Origin of the sequence: Zhouia amylolytica AD3 (assembly GCF_000511935.2) — a bacterium.
Classification (GTDB): Bacteria; Bacteroidota; Bacteroidia; order Flavobacteriales; family Flavobacteriaceae; genus Zhouia; species Zhouia amylolytica.
Map to the genome: position 1 here is coordinate 68,149 of NZ_AYXY01000001.1, position 18,110 is coordinate 86,258.

General features: G+C 36.2%; 21 protein-coding genes and 1 pseudogene. 1 reads left to right on the forward strand and 21 read right to left on the reverse strand.

The window, feature by feature from the left end:
* Positions 1–146: 146 nt before the first annotated feature.
* From P278_RS00295 to P278_RS00380, 18 genes are all read right to left on the reverse strand, one after another.
* Entirely contained in the window at positions 147–1,325 is a 1,179-nt protein-coding gene (locus tag P278_RS00295; protein ID WP_038260577.1) for an MFS transporter, read from the reverse strand.
* Between the two features lie 111 nt (positions 1,326–1,436).
* Positions 1,437–2,522, reverse strand: coding sequence for a ligand-binding sensor domain-containing protein (locus tag P278_RS00300; protein WP_051413322.1), 1,086 nt, complete (start codon positions 2,520–2,522; stop codon positions 1,437–1,439).
* 152 nt (positions 2,523–2,674) lie between these two features.
* Positions 2,675–3,151 (reverse strand): MarR family winged helix-turn-helix transcriptional regulator, encoded by a 477-nt coding sequence (locus P278_RS00305; RefSeq protein ID WP_082436046.1) that lies wholly within the window; start codon positions 3,149–3,151, stop codon positions 2,675–2,677.
* Positions 3,151–3,636 carry a glutathione peroxidase gene (locus P278_RS00310; RefSeq protein WP_038260579.1) on the reverse strand — a complete coding sequence of 162 codons (486 nt, stop codon included), beginning with the start codon at positions 3,634–3,636 and terminating at the stop codon, positions 3,151–3,153. Before P278_RS00310 ends, P278_RS00305 begins: the two co-directional genes overlap by 1 nt.
* 1 nt (position 3,637) lies before the next feature.
* Positions 3,638–4,054: a DoxX family protein gene (locus P278_RS00315; protein ID WP_038260581.1), complete on the reverse strand. Its 417-nt coding sequence runs from the start codon at positions 4,052–4,054 to the stop codon at positions 3,638–3,640.
* Positions 4,055–4,179: 125 nt separating this feature from the next.
* The gene (locus P278_RS16810) at positions 4,180–4,602 is read right to left on the reverse strand and encodes a mechanosensitive ion channel family protein (protein WP_262507893.1); all 423 of its coding nucleotides are present in this window, start codon (positions 4,600–4,602) and stop codon (positions 4,180–4,182) included.
* Positions 4,484–5,071 carry a mechanosensitive ion channel domain-containing protein gene (locus tag P278_RS16695; protein ID WP_051413324.1) on the reverse strand — a complete coding sequence of 196 codons (588 nt, stop codon included), beginning with the start codon at positions 5,069–5,071 and terminating at the stop codon, positions 4,484–4,486. Before P278_RS16695 ends, P278_RS16810 begins: the two co-directional genes overlap by 119 nt.
* Before the next feature lie 187 nt (positions 5,072–5,258).
* Positions 5,259–6,281, reverse strand: a complete 1,023-nt coding sequence (locus P278_RS00330) for a hypothetical protein (RefSeq protein ID WP_038260583.1) — start codon at positions 6,279–6,281, stop codon at positions 5,259–5,261.
* 33 nt (positions 6,282–6,314) lie between these two features.
* Positions 6,315–7,160 (reverse strand): MBL fold metallo-hydrolase, encoded by an 846-nt coding sequence (locus P278_RS00335; RefSeq protein WP_038260585.1) that lies wholly within the window; start codon positions 7,158–7,160, stop codon positions 6,315–6,317.
* The gene (locus P278_RS00340) at positions 7,157–8,266 is read right to left on the reverse strand and encodes a Gfo/Idh/MocA family protein (RefSeq protein ID WP_038260587.1); all 1,110 of its coding nucleotides are present in this window, start codon (positions 8,264–8,266) and stop codon (positions 7,157–7,159) included. The genes P278_RS00335 and P278_RS00340 overlap by 4 nt, the downstream gene beginning before the upstream one ends.
* A 124-nt stretch (positions 8,267–8,390) precedes the next feature.
* Entirely contained in the window at positions 8,391–8,897 is a 507-nt protein-coding gene (locus tag P278_RS00345) for a VOC family protein (protein ID WP_038260589.1), read from the reverse strand.
* Positions 8,898–9,140: 243 nt separating this feature from the next.
* Entirely contained in the window at positions 9,141–9,968 is an 828-nt protein-coding gene (locus P278_RS00350) for an alpha/beta hydrolase (RefSeq protein ID WP_051413325.1), read from the reverse strand.
* 134 nt (positions 9,969–10,102) lie between these two features.
* Complete coding sequence (locus P278_RS00355) at positions 10,103–11,233, reverse strand: ligand-binding sensor domain-containing protein (RefSeq protein ID WP_082436048.1); 1,131 nt, start codon at positions 11,231–11,233, stop codon at positions 10,103–10,105.
* 28 nt (positions 11,234–11,261) lie between these two features.
* On the reverse strand, positions 11,262–11,654 hold the full coding sequence (locus P278_RS00360; protein WP_235444219.1) for a RidA family protein: 393 nt from the start codon (positions 11,652–11,654) through the stop codon (positions 11,262–11,264).
* Between the two features lie 25 nt (positions 11,655–11,679).
* The gene (locus tag P278_RS00365; RefSeq protein WP_051413326.1) at positions 11,680–12,432 is read right to left on the reverse strand and encodes a hypothetical protein; all 753 of its coding nucleotides are present in this window, start codon (positions 12,430–12,432) and stop codon (positions 11,680–11,682) included.
* 11 nt (positions 12,433–12,443) lie between these two features.
* Entirely contained in the window at positions 12,444–12,929 is a 486-nt protein-coding gene (locus tag P278_RS00370; protein ID WP_038260595.1) for a MarR family winged helix-turn-helix transcriptional regulator, read from the reverse strand.
* A gap of 234 nt (positions 12,930–13,163) precedes the next feature.
* Positions 13,164–13,589 carry a DoxX family membrane protein gene (locus P278_RS00375; protein ID WP_082436049.1) on the reverse strand — a complete coding sequence of 142 codons (426 nt, stop codon included), beginning with the start codon at positions 13,587–13,589 and terminating at the stop codon, positions 13,164–13,166.
* Positions 13,590–13,742: 153 nt separating this feature from the next.
* The gene (locus tag P278_RS00380; RefSeq protein ID WP_038260599.1) at positions 13,743–14,084 is read right to left on the reverse strand and encodes a hypothetical protein; all 342 of its coding nucleotides are present in this window, start codon (positions 14,082–14,084) and stop codon (positions 13,743–13,745) included.
* Positions 14,085–14,112: 28 nt separating this feature from the next.
* Between P278_RS00380 and P278_RS00385 the strand changes: the two are divergent.
* Positions 14,113–15,372, forward strand: a pseudogene (locus P278_RS00385) (TapB family protein); the annotation flags it as partial.
* Positions 15,373–15,463: 91 nt separating this feature from the next.
* Here P278_RS00385 and P278_RS00390 read toward each other — a convergent pair.
* From P278_RS00390 to P278_RS00400, 3 genes are all read right to left on the reverse strand, one after another.
* A complete protein-coding gene (locus tag P278_RS00390; protein WP_038260601.1) occupies positions 15,464–16,174 on the reverse strand; it encodes a CPBP family intramembrane glutamic endopeptidase in 711 nt (236 codons plus the stop codon).
* 1 nt (position 16,175) lies between these two features.
* Positions 16,176–16,670 (reverse strand): helix-turn-helix domain-containing protein, encoded by a 495-nt coding sequence (locus tag P278_RS00395; protein WP_082436050.1) that lies wholly within the window; start codon positions 16,668–16,670, stop codon positions 16,176–16,178.
* 293 nt (positions 16,671–16,963) lie between these two features.
* Positions 16,964–18,013: an alpha-L-fucosidase gene (locus P278_RS00400; RefSeq protein WP_038260605.1), complete on the reverse strand. Its 1,050-nt coding sequence runs from the start codon at positions 18,011–18,013 to the stop codon at positions 16,964–16,966.
* Between the last annotated feature and the right edge of the window lie 97 nt (positions 18,014–18,110).

Here is an 18,110-nt window from a genome sequence, read left to right on the forward strand (position 1 = left end):
TTCAGGTTGGGTAGTTTGGATAATAGTTACCCTGTCATAAATTTAAGAAACTCTAATGAATTTTAATGGGTTGAAAATCACAAGATGATTTTTTAAAATAAGATTTGACATACAAAAAATAGCTTTTCACTGCTCAAGCGTCAAAATCAGGCTGTAACCTTTCTTTTGGGTAGTAATGCAATTAAGCCAAGAACAGGTCCGATGGCTAATACAGCATAAATACTATTCGTGTCAGTCAGGGATCTGATAACATTTACTATTTGAATGCTTACTATGGTAATGCTAAAACCTATGCAGTTAACAATAGTCAGAGCCGTTCCTTTTATTTCAGGACGACTGTTTTGAGCGACTAAAGTAGAGAACAAAGGAGAATCAGCAATCACTACCATCCCCCAAAATAAAAGATAAGCTATAACAAAACCAGGAGCTTTAAGAGAGAAAATCAAGGGTGAGGCTAAGCAGCAGATACATGATAAAAGAAGGGCTGTAAATGCGGTCCGTTTGGTACCAAGGGCTTCCGCAAGATATCCTCCAATGATGCAGGCCAACCCACCAATTCCAATGATCAGGAATGACAAAAATGGTATATTAAATGCTGCATTCGGATTTGCTAGAAGGTAGGTTTGAAGCATCAACGGTACAAAGGTCCAAAATGCGTAGAGTTCCCACATATGTCCAAAATAGCCAAAGGCAGCCGAACGAAAATCTCGTTGCCTGAATACTTTGAAAAAGGCCGAAAGATCCAATTGCTGACTCTGTTTGCGAAATGGACCATCAGGAACTAAAACCGACATCAAGACACCTCCGGCAATCGCAAGGGTTGAGGTGATCAACAACACAGATTTCCAGGGAAAGTTACCGGTCATGTCTTTCAGTAGATGAGGAAATGCCGTGCCTACCACAAGAGCACCAACGAGATAACCCAGAGACTTACCAAGGCCTTTTTCAAAATAATCAGAAGCAATCTTCATCCCAACAGGGTAAATTCCAGCTAGAAAAAAACCGGTTAAAAAACGAAAACTCAATATACTGGTAAAACTATTTCCTTCCCAAATGATCCCAAGATTAAACAAAGCTCCCAAAAGCGCTGATGATAAAAACACCTTTGAAGGAGAAAATCGGTCAGCAATAGTTAAAATGGCAAAGATGAGCGTACCTATAATAAATCCGAATTGAACGGCAGAGGTTAAATGCCCTATAGCACTTTCGTTAAGATTGAAATTAATAACCAAATCACGCATTACACCATTTCCAGCAAACCATAAAGAGGTGCAGCAGAACTGTGAAATTACAATAACGGGAAGAATCCTTTTAGATGGTTTCATGGTGCGTTCCTATTTAAGATAGTAATGATCATGAGCTTTTGAACTGTTTTTGATGATTCACTTTTATGTTTCAACGGTCTAAAATATCAATTCACTTGTAAATACTTATAATTAATATACCCGTTCAAAGGTTTTGCCATTAAATTTATAGATCCCGCTCGGATTCGCACCACAAAACCACAATGTTCCATTTATGGTTTTATAGATGGTCCAAACCTGACCTGAAGGGAATCCATCTTTTTTAGTGAAATTTGTCAATGAAATACCGTCAAATTTCCAAAGACCGGATTTTACGGTTCCAAACCAAATATTTCCTTTAGAATCTTCCCCTAAAGCAAAGACCCTGTCAAGTGTGTTACCGTTAAAATCATCTTTCTTTATTGATTGTTGCTTGCTGAAATGGATCGTTTTATTTCCATCATATTTGAAAACACCAATACCATTATTTCCAATCCATAAATTTCCATTACGATCCTCCATAATACTTCGAATATGTAAGGCAGCGTTAGCCTCATTCAAACCAAGGTAAGTGTTATCTATAATTTTAAAAGTCGAACCTGTATATCCTATAACAGCTCCGTAGGTACCAAACCATAGGGTCCCGTTTTTTGCCTTGATAAATGGCGTGGTCACTGAAAAGTAATTTTCCTCTCCACCTTTCGGCGCAATTGGGAATTTGCGAAAAGAAAGGGTGTTACCATCGTATTGGTAAACTCCGGGTTGCTCCTCACGTGCATTGTAACCTGTACTTAGATCTCCTTTAAACCACAGGTCATTAGAAGTTGGGGACCATTTATTTTTAAAATCATAGTTTCTTTGGTCATAGACAGTTATATGTTGACCATCATAAAAACTCAATCCCCTCCCACATTCAAACCATATGAGTCCATGTTGGTCTTCATAAATATTACGGACTTGATTGTCACTCAATCCATCAGCGATGGTGAAATATTTGAATTTCCCATTCCTGATCAAACAGACACCTTCGCTATGACTGCCAATCCAGGTGTTGCCTTTAGAATCCTCCAAAACAGAACGAATGCCAGAGGTATATTTGACAAAAGGTCTCGATTGGTTCGTTTGAATATTTTTTTGTGTAGTGTGAATTTTTGAATTAGGTTGACAAAAGCAAGGTAAACTAATGAGTATGAAAATAAGAACAAAAGCCTTTAATTTATATTCATGGATGCTTTTCATAATGAGGTCAGGATATATTGGTCGTTTTGAAGTTGAAGTGTTTTAATATTAAAGATAATTAAAAGGGAACAAATGTATTCTCAGCAATTTTTACAACTGGATAAGACGAATTTTAAAAGAAGCTTAAAAAATTGAATCCATGTAAATTGAGATTATTCATTTTTCTCCTGAATGGTGATTTTTCTATTTAATGCATCTACTAACTTGAATAAGGTTTTTTGGAAAGTCTCGAATTCATCTTTGGTAATTGATTCTTCTTTAAAGGATGCTAAAATTTTATAAGGTATCTCCTGGGCGTTTTCCTTCATCTCAATCCCTGCATTCGTCAGTGAGATCAATACAGTGCGTTCATCCAAAGGTGAACGAGTTCTTCGTATCAGTTCTTTCTGCTCTAATCGTTTTAACAAAGGGGTAAGGGTATTGGATTCCAAAAAAAGGCGTTGTCCTATTTCCTTCACACTTTGCTGGTCATATTGCCAGAGAGTTAACATGACTAAATATTGTGGGTATGTAATTCCTAAAATGTTTAAATAAGGAGTGTACATTTTCGTAGTAAAACGCGAAGCAGCATAAAGAGGGAAGCAAAGTTGATTCTCCAAAAACAGCGCTGGTACATCTTTTTTCATCATCATAATATTTTTATAATATCTTTCTCCATCTTTTCAGGAACCGTAGTTGGTGCATACCGCTTCACAGGATTCCCGTTTTTGTCAATTAAGAACTTGGTGAAATTCCATTTAATTTTTCGGCCAAAAATCCCACCCGAAAGTTCAGATTTTAAATATTTAAATAAAGGATGGGCGTTTTTACCATTCACCTCAATTTTTTCAAACATCGGAAAACTTACCCCATAATTGCGTTGACAGAATTCCTGAATTTCATCGGAACTTCCAGATTCCTGATTCGCAAATTGATTGCATGGAAATCCGAGGATTACCAACCCCCGGTCCTTATATTTTTGATATAATTTTTCTAACCCCTCATACTGAGGTGTAAGCCCACATTTACTGGCGGTATTAACTACGATAACAGTTTTATCTTTATAAGCATCTAAACGAATTTTTTCATCATTTAGTTTATCAGCTTCAAAGTCATAAAATGAAAATGTTTCCATATTATCCTTTTATTTTGTTGATGATATGTTTAAGTGCCTCTGTCGACCACAAGGCCCACAGTATAAGTACAGGCTGAAAAAAGAGTCTTATAAGCCTTTTTCGATCCGTATCCAGACCAAAAGCATTTATCTCATGGGTATATTGAGAAATATTACCGGGAAATATTAAAACGTAAAAAATGGCCAGTACAATCCCCACTTTAATCTTATGTTTCACTAAAAAAACCATGGCAAGTCCCAGGCAAATCTCAATAATCCCTGAAGACAACACCACAAAATCCATTATTGCAGGATCATTAGATAACCACAATGGCACTTGGGCTAAAAATTCTTCTCTTTGAAAGCTAAGATGCCCTATACCTGCAAGTAACATGAGGGAACCGAGTAGTATTCTTAAGAAATTTTGAATAGATTTCATTTGGTGATCGTAAGTGATTAAATCGTTTGCGATATAAAGGTAAGGATTATTTTATATACTTGAATAAGTAGACTGCAAAACTATATTGATATCGAAATGACACACAAGGTAAACCAAGTAGTACATTACGATTTTATATTAATTTCTTTGTCGAATAAATTTACTCCTCCTTTTACACCGAAGTCAAGTGTAGTAACAGGATATGCGATCGAAATGCCTTCTTGTTCAAATCGTTTTTTAATGCGAATAATCACATCATTCATACCCTTACAATAGTCATCATTCGAATTAAACTGTACCCAATATCTGAGCATAAAATTATAAGTTGAATCACCAATGGCTGTAAAGTAAAAATCAATGCCCTCTTCGGGAAGTAGCTCTTCAATTTTCTTTACTTCATCCATGGCAACACTTTTTACCCGCTCAAGATCATCTCCATAAGACACACCACTTCTTAAAATGATTCGTCGCTTCCCCCATGTTGAATAATTTGTAAAGGTGCCATTGTAAATAATCTGATTGGGAATAAAAACCTCTTGCCCGGGCACGGTTTTTACCTTGGTGGTAAGCCAACTGATGTCTACAACCATCACCATAATTTCCATCAATTTCTACCCAATCACCAATATTATAAGGCCTTTGTAGATCTACTAAAAGCCCGGAAAACACGTTAGATGCAATGTCCTTAAAGGCAAATCCGGCAACAATACTTACTATACCAGCTCCAGCTAATAATTTCTCCAAAGGTTTTTCCAGTCCTAAAATGTTGAGAGCAAGGAATATTCCCAAGGCAAAAAATAATACATAAAAAGTGGAGGCCAGTATGCGTTCAATATTCAGATAATGATTTTTAAAAACTTTTTTATAAACCCTTAAGCAAAGATTCTTGATCGTATTGGCAATCAGTGCAAAAATAAGGATTACAAGAATCGCCAGAATGAGCTTTGGGATATGATCAATGACGCTATTTTGGAATTCAATCCATACGTTGTTGATGCTTTTAATGATACGCTCCATGTTGCTGTTAATTTATATCAACCTTGTTAAAATGCCATTTGATGGGGTAAAGCATATTAGAATCAGAACCTCCTGAATTGAAGTGAGGTTGTTCTGTCTCTAAGATAATCAATAACATTTATCTTTCCTGATCTAATTTAATAACAGTGCGTATGTAATTCTTTAATTAAGATAAATAATAGTAGTATTACTTAACGTCGGAATGAATGAGGTGCAGAACCTGTACTACAAATTCTTGTGGTTCGTCAATATGAAAACCTATAACTTTATAATCCTTTTTAATACCATAAAGACCATTTAAGGTATGAACGTCTTTTAGATAGATAATTATGTTGTGACTCTCAAGAGCTCCCAATGGAGATAAAGTTCTGGTCAATGTGTCTTTTTTGAGGTCTTTGGTGAAAATGTGTATTGATTTGATGCAGGAATAAGGAATTCGGGTCTCATTCATAATGCCATATCGGAGGCTCATATGCCTACCGTCAAGAGATATAGGTCTTTGGGAAAGCGATTTTACAAACCCTAAAAACTGAATGGCCGTGTAAATACTCAGCCCTGTCAGAATCCAGGCAGCTATGTGACTCCATAAAACAATTAAAAAGTGCATGGCAACAGCTTCAATCAGTATTATAAAAATTAAAGCCCCCATGAGAGCTGGAGATCCACTTTTTAAATGATAACTAAATTCATTCTCTTTCAATGGTCGTCTTTTCCAGCAAATAAAACTATAGTAAAGCACCGCAACCTCTGTGGCAAAGGGTAAAACAAGTCTGCCGGGCAGCACATCATAACAGGTTCTTCTCAAAACATCATAAAAGTCAGGTGAATCACCTTTTAACGCCTTGAATTTTTTTATGGCACGACTAATTTTGATAATAATGAGACTAAAAACAGATAGTTCAATTACAGGTAAAGCCCAGGTTTTAAATAATATTAAATAGGTTTGTTTTTCAATGGGTAGAAAATAAGAACCTGCTAATAGCCCAAAAACTATGAATGGAATCACGGTGAGTTTAGAAACCTTTGTGTTACGAATAAGCAGATAATATATTGCTGGAATGGTGAGTAACAGGTCTGCGGAGATTGCCATACCTAATGTGTCGTTAATTATGATGGACGAAGACGTCATTAACAGAATAAGACTTCCTAGTAAAATTAAAGGGATTCCAAAATTTAAAAGGTTCCTGTTAAATATTTGCGAGCTGTTCATGTTCCGGATTTAATGCTTTTACATATTTTTAAATTATTGTCCAATCGATAGCTCCATCAGAATACGCCAGACGTTCATAGGAAGCCATTCATCATAATTTTTAAGATGGTTATATGGTGGTAATTTTACCGTATGAGGAATATCAAAAAAAGGAGTCCCTTTTTTGAGCTCCTGTTCTACACCGGCATACAGCGCCCTGAAATAATTTTGCATAAAGGTAACATCACTTCTGTCTCCTTGTACACGCACATGGGCCATATATACCTCTTTAAACTTAAGTTCCTGAATTTTTTCCAGACTTTTAACCCATGCTTTCGGACTGGCATCAGGTAGATAGGCATACAATACCCGATCGGGTACTACCAGATCCACCACAAAAATGGCGTTGTGTTCAGCAAATCGAAACACCGTCATTCCCGCACCATGGTTAGCTCCAAAATAATGTAATTCTAAAACCTGCCCATTTCCAAAATCATAAGACTTATATGCTCCTTCCCAGACTGCTGTAGGAGTAATTACATCGGTATGTGGGGGTATATTATTTTTTGCCTCACGATGAGCAATATAAGTAGTTTCTGGGTTTTTAAATACCTGGCCTCCACGAATATGATCCCAATGATTATGACTATAGAAAACTTTGGTAATAGGTTTTTGAGTTATTTCTCGAATTGCAGTTAATGTTGCTTCAGCTCTTGCAGAATCCAAAGGGTCAATTACAATAACCTCTTTATCGGTGATGTAGAAACAAGAGAAAGCCCTGTCACCTACAAAATAAAGGTTATCCTTGACCTTTATGGTTTTAATATCTTGAGCACATGTCACATAAGGGAATCCAAAACTAATAACCAGGATAAAAATTATTTTTTTGAGTTCAATCATCTTTTTTCCAATTCTATGGCCCGGTTTGTTTTTGAACTTTTTATAGCGGCATCTAAAATTTTCATAACGATCATGTTGTTTTCTAAGGAAGACGGATCATAGGGTTCAAGAGTTATTTCATTACGTATCACCGCTGCAAAATAGGAGAATGGATCATTCATAGGGGCTTCGTTTTCCGCCAACTCATACGATCTTTCCTGGTAACCATCATAACCTTCAGCTATGCGCATTCGGAGATTATGTCGGTTGTCAGCATAAATAACTCCGGTCAAACCATAGATTTCCATATCCTTTCGTCCTATTGGCCAATTCCAGGAAGCTTGAATTGTAGCATTTGCTTTGGCATAATTGAGTAATATGGTTGCGTCATCATCCACTTTAGGATTATTTTCAGGCTGCAGCTGTTGAGTGACAGCTGTAACAGTTAGTGGAATCTCACCTTGCATTAACCAAGTCATTAAATTCACCCCATAACAACCGAAATCGGTGATGGCACCGCCTCCATTTTCTTTCGGATCTGTCAACCATTCTAAAAACTCCTTATTAACACCTATTTTCTTGGGTCCTTTATGTCCGTCGCGAATGACAACTTTTCGAATAGCGCCAATAGAATCTTTACGTAAGAATTCCATGGCTTTATGATTGGTAGGATACCAGGTGGTTTCATAATTGGTAAGGAGATGAATTCGGTGCTTTTTAGCTAAGGATTGCATTCGTTGTGCATGGTCTAAACTTACAGCCAAAGGCTTTTCTACCATAACATGAATACCACGTGGAGCAGCTTTCTCAACAACCTCCAAATGGTCATATATGGTGCCAAATGCACATACGGCTTCTGGTTTTGTGGCCTCGATCATTTCTTCCATAGTACGATATACCATACTAATTGGGAAATTATTCAGGCGAGCATACCGTTCTGCTAATTCTCTATTGGGTTCAACAATCCCCACAATTTTAATAGTACCCATTTTTTCACTGTCAAAAATCCATTGTACATGTGAATGGGTAAGCCCAACTACACCAATGCTTACAGCCTTATTTTGTGAAAGAAGTTGTGAACTAATAAAAATAGATAGAAGGAGCGGGACTAGTTTTTTTAGGATCATTTAAAGCGTTCTAGGTTGTACAATAACAATAATTCTGAATTTTATAGTTGAATTAATACCTTACTAATTTAGCACATTATCACCGATTATTGTAATGGCTTTGGGTTAATTATAAAACCAATAATTAATTCGCGTCGTTAATTTCAATCCAATACCCATCCGGATCTTGTATAAAGGTTTGCCTTATACCATCAGGCCTCTTTTGGATAAAATGTTTTTTGGCCCCTCCTAAACTATAATAAACCACTCCATGTGCTTCTAAATGTTTTAGGTAGCCATTCAAATCATTCGTAGAAATGGCAAAGTGATTAAATTTACTAGGATTAATTTCAACACCATCCACCTCTCCTACGTGTAGCTCTAAATTATTACCCAGAGAAAGGAACATCTGATTTTTTGGTAACCATGAAGCATTTAAATTTTTTAATCCTAATACTTCTGTGTAGAACCTTTTACTTTTCTTAAAATTACTGACAACTAAGGTAGTATGTTGTAATTTAAGATTAAAAGTCTTAGCTGTAGATTCTGTTGTCGTTTGGGAAGAGGTTGTTTGAGTCAGAGAAAATGACAGCAGGAGAAATAATACTGGTGGGTAAAATCTAAAACGGTGTTTTGAGAAACATGATTTCATAATGGTTAGGATTGGTGATTATTAATTTATAATAAGGGTGGTGTGTTGATTATGAATATAATAAAAAAAAGAACCCTTTAAAAATAGTATACCTAATCAGTAGCCTGTCAGGTATAAAGAGACCATATGATAGAACCCGGCAGGACTACACTGTAATAAAGATGCAGCTTAAGCTTGATAGGTAAGTCGATCCAAGGAAGCTGCTATAAAGAACATAGCCAATAATATCCCTACATAAGGTATCTATTCATTTTCGTTATTGAGAAATCTCAAACCGTTGTATAAGGCCAATAATGGAACCGAGCGATGGTTTTCATGTTCAAAGTACTCCAATTTAAATTGAAGCGGTTCATTAGATTTGCTGTTTAACAACGCATATAAACGATCATGTCTTTTTTTGTTTCGGGCATAATTAGCTTCCCCCTGATTAGCGGTGGCCATGTATATCTTTTTTTTTAAGCATGATGAGCTGACCATTTCAGTTTTCCTTTTCATGGTCTCCTCATCCCACCATATACTTGGGTCTATACAAAGAAAAGCGTCAAAGTTTCTGTGCTCGTCCATATAGGCATTTAAGGTGAGAAGGCCACCCAAAGAATGTCCTATAAGCGTTCTGTGATGTAATGTTCGGTAACGATGGTCAACATACGGAATGAGCTCTTTTTCTATGAAATCTAAAAAATTATTACCTCCACCCATCGTATTCGGACGTTTAGTTTTTAGTTTCGTTACAGTAAAATCACGCTCACGGTCAATATTTTCAATAGCGACAATTATAGTCTCCGGCATTAAATAATTTCTGTTGATCCTCGAGCTCATAAAATGAACAGTTCCAGTGGCCGTTTTAAAGAAGGTAGCACCATCTAAAAGAATTATCAGTGGATAGCTCATGTTGTTATGAGCATCATGATAAGAGTCAGGCAGACTTATTAAGCATGTTCTGTCTTCATTGAGAATAGTAGAATTAATGCTAAATTCCTTTACAGGTTGTAAGCTGTTTTCGGACTGCCCAAAAAGTGATGATAAACAGCTGAGGTAAAACAAAGCCAGAAGCTTAACAGAGTACTTCATAAGGTGAGTGTTATCGGATGGTATTTAAAAATTGAAAATTATTTATCGTCCTGAGTAAATATAAATAAAACTGCCATAACCTATGATTTAAATGTGTCCTGCTAATTTCGAAGGAGAATAAATTTTTACGATAGTTATTGAACCCACGGTTCCTTTAAAGCAGCATTACTGATATTCTTTCCATCGTATAGACTTAGCCCATTCCAGGTACTAAACCAGATCTGCCCTTTTTTATCTTGGTAAATGCTTTGAATGCCATTGGTAGCTAACCCGTCTTTGGTTGTAAATAGAACAAACTGTTTGCCATCATAGCGATACACTCCGTGATTTTCTGCCGAAAACCAAATATTACCTTCGCTATCTTCCAAAAAGTTATAAGCTTCTATACCTTGAATAAGGCCGTCTTTCGTGAAATTAATAAACTTCCGACCGTCGTATTTGCTGACGCCACCATAAAAGGTACCGATCCAGATATTTCCTTCATGATCTTGTAGCAGATCCGCAACATGGTTATCGGGAAGTCCGTTATTTACAGTGAAAAATTCAAATCCTTTTCCATCATATTTGCTGATGCCATAACCATCAGTAACGAACCATATATGATCATTTAAATCGATAAGAATATCACTGATTCTGTTTTCAGACAACATCGGCTTTGGATCAGATACCTTCGCTTTGTCCACTTTAAAGGTTTCAAATTGATATCCATCAAACGTACTTACTCCTCCAACGGTTCCAACCCAGAGGGTGCCAGATTTATCAATGGCCAGGGTCCAGACTTCATCGTTGGCTAACCCGTCGGTAACCGTATAGTTGGTAAATGATTTTCCGTTATAACTGGTGAGGCCTTCCGATGTTCCCAACCATATAGTGCCCTCCTTATCCTCGATGATCGCTCTTACCGCACTGCCCCCAACTCCATGCTGGGAGGTAAATTGCCTAAGTAATTTATGATCGTAATACAGGACTCCATTATGATTCGTTCCAAACCAAAAATGCCCTTGTTTATCTTGATATATTTGCCAAACGAATTCAGTAATTACCCCATTAAAAGTTGCATGCGATAGCGTATCTGTTGCTTCTTTTTTGAACAAAAGAGGATGCGAGTTGTTTTGGTTAGAGATCGTAGATTCCAAAACCGGATCCTTTAATGACTCGCTGGTATTTTGTTCCTTACAACCAAATATAAGTACTGATGTTAAAAAGAAGATTGATAATCGAACACGGAATATCAATGAGGACTCCATTCTAGAATATTTAGTCATGAGTTTTTTATAAATGGTGAAATGAATATTAAAAGTCTACAATAGCATCAACTTCTATTTCTATCAACCAATCCGGGTTGATAAAACCTCCCACTTCAACAATAGTATCAACAGGTTTAATAGTTTTAAAATACGATGCTCTCACTTCAGAAGCAATCTTCCAATCTTCGATATTAGTCAACATCATGCGAGTTCTAACCACATGCTCAAGTGTGGCACCGGCTTTCTCTAAAGCAATTTTTATTGTTTCCAGACATTGTTTAGTTTGAAGGCCGATATCCCCGACACCAATCGTTTTACCATTGGAATCCAGAGGCGCAGTTCCTCCAATCGTAATGTAGGGTCCAACGCGAACCGCTCTGCTAAATCCTATAATTTTTTCATAAGGACTTCCACTTGAAATTAATTTTCGCTTCATCATAATTTGTTGAAACCACAGAATTATTTTAATCGTTTTTCAATTTACGCATTTGTTTATTAGCCTGCCTGAAAACTTCTCGAATTACTTCCCCATTGGAAGGTTTTTCTTCTAAGGTTTCTGGATTCCATTGACTGCGCTCCGTAGCAAAGAAATCACCTCCATAAATGTGAAGTCCGCCAGTAAACCGCTGTAAAGGGTTAGTGACCGAGTGAATAGCATTTTTATCAAGGGAGGTTACATCTCCCGAAAATAAACATCGTGCTTTAGAGGCAGCTAAGCCTTCATTATTTCGCTCCCATAATATATTGTCTTCACGTCCCGTGTAGATACCTATATTGGCCCACATTAAATGATTATGAGGCATAAGATTCATTTGAGGAGTCCACGTAGCAGCGAAAATGGTAAGATCTTTTGATCTAAGAAATACCTTTAAACCTGCTTTCTTAGGTTCTCCAATGGCCTTCAGCATGGAAGCTGGGTTTGAGAAAGCCCTTTTCATTACTTCTTTTACTGCTTTTTGAGGATTGGACTCTTTGTTAGCTTTAACACAGGCTTCAATGAACTTTTGCATTTGTTCTAATTCCTTTTTTTGAATGGGAATTATACGTTCACCGTGATCCAAAATTTCTAATGAAATCGCTGTCATTTTCGAAGGCATAAATGAGGGAAGGGCAGTAAGGCTTAATCCTAATCCCAAAGTTTTTATCATACCTCTTCTCGATACTTCCTTATCATTCCCTTTAGGAGTTTTGCTTGATTCTTCATTTTCATTACACATAATTTCATTTTTTAATCTTTTTGGTAGTCGTCTAAAAAACGCTCATTTAAAGGCTTGGCTTTTAATGACGTTTCAAGTTCATCAAGTTGTTTAATAATAGAAAGATCTTCATTTAGTAATTTAAATATGGTTGATTCGCAACAAGTCCAAATGTGCTCTAGTTTTGGTAGAAGGTCCAAAGACTTTTGAGTTAGTTTTATATTTTGTTTTCTTTTATCATAGGAGTCTTTTTCCGAGATGATATAACCTTTTAGGGTCATTTTCTTTAGCATATTCACCGTAGATGGATGGCTATAGCCCAACCTTTCTGCGATATCTACCATGGTAAAGGAATCATGATCCCTCAATAGTTTAAAAACAAGATGCCAACTCGGCTCCACATCCACGTCAATTTGCTTAAAAAATTTACGCGTATCATGAGTCATTCGATCACTAATCCGTTTTAATCGATTGTCCAGAGCTCTGAAGCCTTGCTCCATTAAAAAATCTCTTTCCATTATATTTTTTATTCCACTATAAATATACTGAAAATTAGTTAGTTAACTACATAGTTGCTTAATTAAATAAAGATGGATTTAGGAAAATCCCTAAAAATGATTAATGGAAATTTTATTAATTTAATTTGTAGAAATTATTATTATGACTATAAGCTTTAGACTGAAGTTCTCTATACGTATGAATGATACTTCTCAAAAATAGACTGATAACATCTTCTCCTATTTAAAGCGTAGTTATTGTAGGGGTCTTAGAAATAAAGATCGATAGTTTTTAAAATGCCAGGTAATTAGAAATGTATTTCCTAAAACCATTGCTGAAGTAATAATAGGGGTGCCTTGCATATGTAGAGCTATAGAAATTAAAAATATATTGATCACCACAGGCATCATAAGTATACTGGAGATCACCACAAACCGGTTAAAGAATAGCAATACCCCGATAATTATTTGAAGATATCCAATAGCATTCCAATAAAAGCCGGTTTCATACATGGCATTAAAGTAGGCTCCAACTGGATTATCAATGGGCAGGGTCGTAAACTCTACACCTGGAAGTTTCCTGATGCCGGATATTATAAATGTGATTCCCATACCAACCCTCGCACACCAGTACAAAAAAATGAAAGCCTTATTCCGTTTGATTCTGTCAAGTGGATCCATAGAATATTGTTTTCATTTTAGACGATACAGTTCTGAATTTGCTACAATCAGAAGGTTAAATAACAGTCCGTTCTATGGTCGTGAGTTATGGATAGTGCAATGTCTTGGTTTGGTGAAGTAAATGGTTAAATTAAAGTATTACCAGGGTTAATTTTAATACAACATCCAGGTGTTTTCTTCCTTTTCAAGTACCATGGTGATAGATTTTAATTGACTGCCTAAGTCAAGAAAATAAATCAGGTCTATTTTATTTTTAAATTTATTAATGGAAAACGAAACACTGTCGATATGAAATTTGTCAATGTTTTCAAAGTTGATTTTTTTCTTAAAATCAGATTTGCTAAACACTTTACAAATATCCTCTTCCAACCCATTAAAAAAAACGGTGTTTTTAAATTTGAAATTTTCAGAGAACGGAGCCTCCGTATTTTCATATACTGCATGGTTTTTAAAATAATATTGAATTCCATCAATTGTTTTAATTTTAGTCTTCACTTCTTTTTTTATGGTATAAGAGAAGTTACAAGAGTTCCCTACTGAACAAATAAAAAAAATGGGCGAGCTTGGATTTATGGGAATGATGGTAGCGCCTGAATATGGCGGAAGCGGCCTGGACACTGTTTCTTATGTACTAGCTATGGAAGAAATATCCAAAATTGACGCTTCAGCCTCTGTAGTCATGAGCGTAAACAACTCGTTAGTTTGTTGGGGTCTGGAAAAATATGGGACCGAAGAACAAAAACAAAAATACCTGCCAAGGCTTGCATCAGGTGAAATTCTTGGCGCGTTCTGTTTATCGGAACCTGAAGCTGGTAGTGATGCCACTTCTCAAAGAACTACGGCCATTGACCAAGGGGATCATTACATATTAAACGGGACCAAGAACTGGATTACTAATGGTGGTACTGCAGATGTATATTTAGTTATTGCTCAAACCTATCCTGAAAAAGGACATCACGGTATTAACGCATTAATTGTTGAAAAAGGAATGCCCGGTTTTGAGGTAGGGCTTAAAGAGAATAAGTTAGGTATTCGCGGAAGTGACACGCACTCCTTAATGTTTACAGACGTTAAAGTACCTAAAGAAAACAGGATTGGAGAAGATGGGTTTGGTTTTAAATTTGCCATGAAAACATTATCTGGCGGCAGAATAGGAATTGCTTCTCAAGCCCTTGGTATTGCTTCAGGCGCTTATGAGCTCGCCAAAAAATACTCCAAGGAACGCAAAGCTTTTGGTACTGAAATTTGCAATCATCAGGCAATAGCTTTTAAATTAGCCGATATGTATACTGAGATTGAAGCAGCAAGACTCCTCATTATGAAGGCCGCCAGAGACAAAGACAATGATGATAATTATGACCTCTCTAGTGCGGCAGCAAAAGTCTACGCCTCTAAGGTAGCTATGGACGTAACTGTTGAGGCTGTACAAATTCATGGAGGATATGGATTCGTAAAAGAGTACCATGTTGAAAGATTAATGAGGGTAGGACAAGAATTACCAGATTCAACTATGGAAATGGAAATCATGGCAGGGAGCGTTAAAATGGATTTTGGGGTGAAAAGCTTTAATAAAAAAGTGGTTGCCGAAGAAACCATTAATGTCCCGGCAGGCACCTATGATTGTATGGTAGTTACGGAACACACAGAAACAAAAATGATGATTACTAAAAAGACCACTTCTAAATTATGGTATGCCAAGGGAGTTGGCTTAGTTAAACAAGAAGAATATAATAAAAAGGGCGATCTGGTAGGCCTGACCGTATTGACTAATTTTAAAGATTAATACGCTGCCGATTCCTAATAATGGATTGTTGAAGATTATAAATAGTGACCTTTTCATGTAAAAAAAAAACCTTCACCATCTTAAACCTTTCCTATGCTGAATTAAATAGATTGTTAATCGAAGGTATCTTTAGTACTGATTTTACAAAAATTAAAGTGATGATCGAAGGTGCAAAACCAATAAATAGTGAAAAGTAAGTTTGATAAGGCTCTTGTAATGCCATATTTCCAGTTTCCTGAAATAAAAGCTGTCCATAAGGTTGGGTATCATAAAAGAGGGTATTAATAAAATTCCAACCCAAATGAAAGCCTAACGGCATCAGTATAGATTTGGTTTTTGCATAGGTATAACCCCAAACATATCCTGTAAAACCAGTAGTGAGGAATACATACAATAAAACTATAATTCTGGAACCAAGGAGGCCATAAGAAAACCAGTGATATACACCAAAAGCCACCGCTAATAAAAAAATAGCCCGGTACATTCCCAATCGTTTAATTAAGAGATATAAAAGAGCTGCACGGAAAATAAGATCTTCCGTTAGAGCCGACTTTAAATGATACCAAAAAGAACCAAAAAGAGAGCGATAATCAAAAGATTGATTTAAGCTCCAGGAGATACCATTAACCTGGGTTTCAATTAGAATGAAAAGTAGTTTAAGAAAAATGATAAAACTTAATCCAATTATAAATTGCTGTAATCCATTCATGACAGGGCGAAAACCTAAGACACCTAGGTTTTCTTTCTCAAAATAATGTAGCAATAACCACGATACACCAAGGATTATAAGAATACCGATCATATTATGAAACTTTTCCCTTCGACTGGGTTAGTAAACCTATCTTTTTATTTTTCCAGAGCTTGATTAAAATAACCCCCAACAACACAATTACAATAGAGTAATACATCAAAAGCTCAAAATCGGTTTCGGGGAATGTTTTTGATTGAGCGATATAGGCTGTCGCTATCAAAAGAATAATACATATTAGTAAAATCGAAATGGTGACCTCCCTGAAAAACGTTACTCTTTTTTTTGAACCATTAAGGTGATTGTTGTCCAAATCATCTAAGGTGAAATTCAAAAATTTTGAAAGAATTTTTAGCGTAGAAATTCTCGGGGTGACCTCTCCCTTTTCAATACGTTGAATGGAGCGTAGACTAATATTGGAAATGTCCGCTAAATCCTTTTGTGTATAATTTAATTGAATCCTTTGTTCTTTTACGATTTTGGCTATCATTTGCTGTTTGTCTTTATACATCGTAAAATTATATTTAAAGGTTAAAGAATGAAGTGTCATAGGCACGACATTTATACGTCATTTAATAATTACGGCCATTTGACATGGTGCTAATCCAATTAAAATTAGTCGAAATATTATAAAAACTAGTTACTTCCAGATAGACCTGAAACGTATAGAGATCAGTTGATTTAGTTGTGTAACAACAATATAAGCATTTTGGTTGGCATCACGACCAACCTCGATATACAAAAGAGTAAATTTCGAGTTTCAGATTTATTATTTCATAATAAGTACTACCACTTACCTCAATAGTCTAACTGGATGAATTTAAGTCTACTCCAATTCCTGAACTATAGTTTGATGTCTAGCCTCGTTCTTAATTCCGATAAGATCTCAATGTCTTTAGTCCTTATTTTGCCCGCTCGATCTGGAGGACAGTTAAGGATCAGGATATTATCCTGTGCCGTAGCAACCTTATACAAATCAACCAGTTCATCTACAGATTTAAAAAGGGTGTCATTCGTATTGTAAAACCAACGTTGACTTATGCAAATGGTAGATTCCCAAGGCATATAATAAGGCTTTCCATTATGGGTAAATACCTTTGGATCGTTCTTCCCCGGCAAATATGGATCCCCCAGTCTAAAATCACTAGGGAAATACCTGACCGGATATCCCTCTTTTTGGTCTTCGGGATACACAGGGTGATGATCCGGATCCTCCGGTAAACCAATAGACCAGTTAACCCCTATTTGGCATTCAGGCTCTCTCGATTTAATGGTTTGGTATATGTCTCCTAATGGCCAGCGATGATTTTCTTTTACCCAACCCCCGTCAAACCAGAATTCTACAATATTTACATGTTTTTGGGAAATGGCTAATAATTCATTTAATTGTTTAACCATATAGGAATTATAAGTGCGGTCCAGTTCGGTGTTTTTTACGTCACCATTTTTATTTCGATCCCATAATGAGTAGTATAAACCCAAGCCAACATCATACTTTTTACATGCCTTAGCTACCGCTTCTACCACATTGGTAGAATTTCCGGAGCTGGCCACATCATAGTCAGTATATTCACTATCCCAAAGACAAAATCCATCGTGATGCTTGGTAATTAAAATAACATATTTCATGCCGGCATCTTTAGCCGTTTTTACCCATTGATCAGCATCGATATCGGATGGTTTGTATGATGAAGCAGGTTTCGTGCCATCAGTCCACTCCATATCATGGAAGGTGTTGATCCCAAAATGAATGAACATCCCATATTGACGTTCAATTTGTTTGCGCTGTGCCTCACTTGGAGTTTCAGAAGAAACAGGTAGAATTTGTTTTTTGGTGTTCGAACATGAGCATAATATACTTGTTGTAAAAAAGACTAAAAATAGGTTTTTCATAAATCGTTTATAATGAACCTGAAATGGTTTGGTTGGATTTAGGTTTATTGAGGAACTAAACTACAAATTTTACTTATATTAAACTAATGAGTAAAAA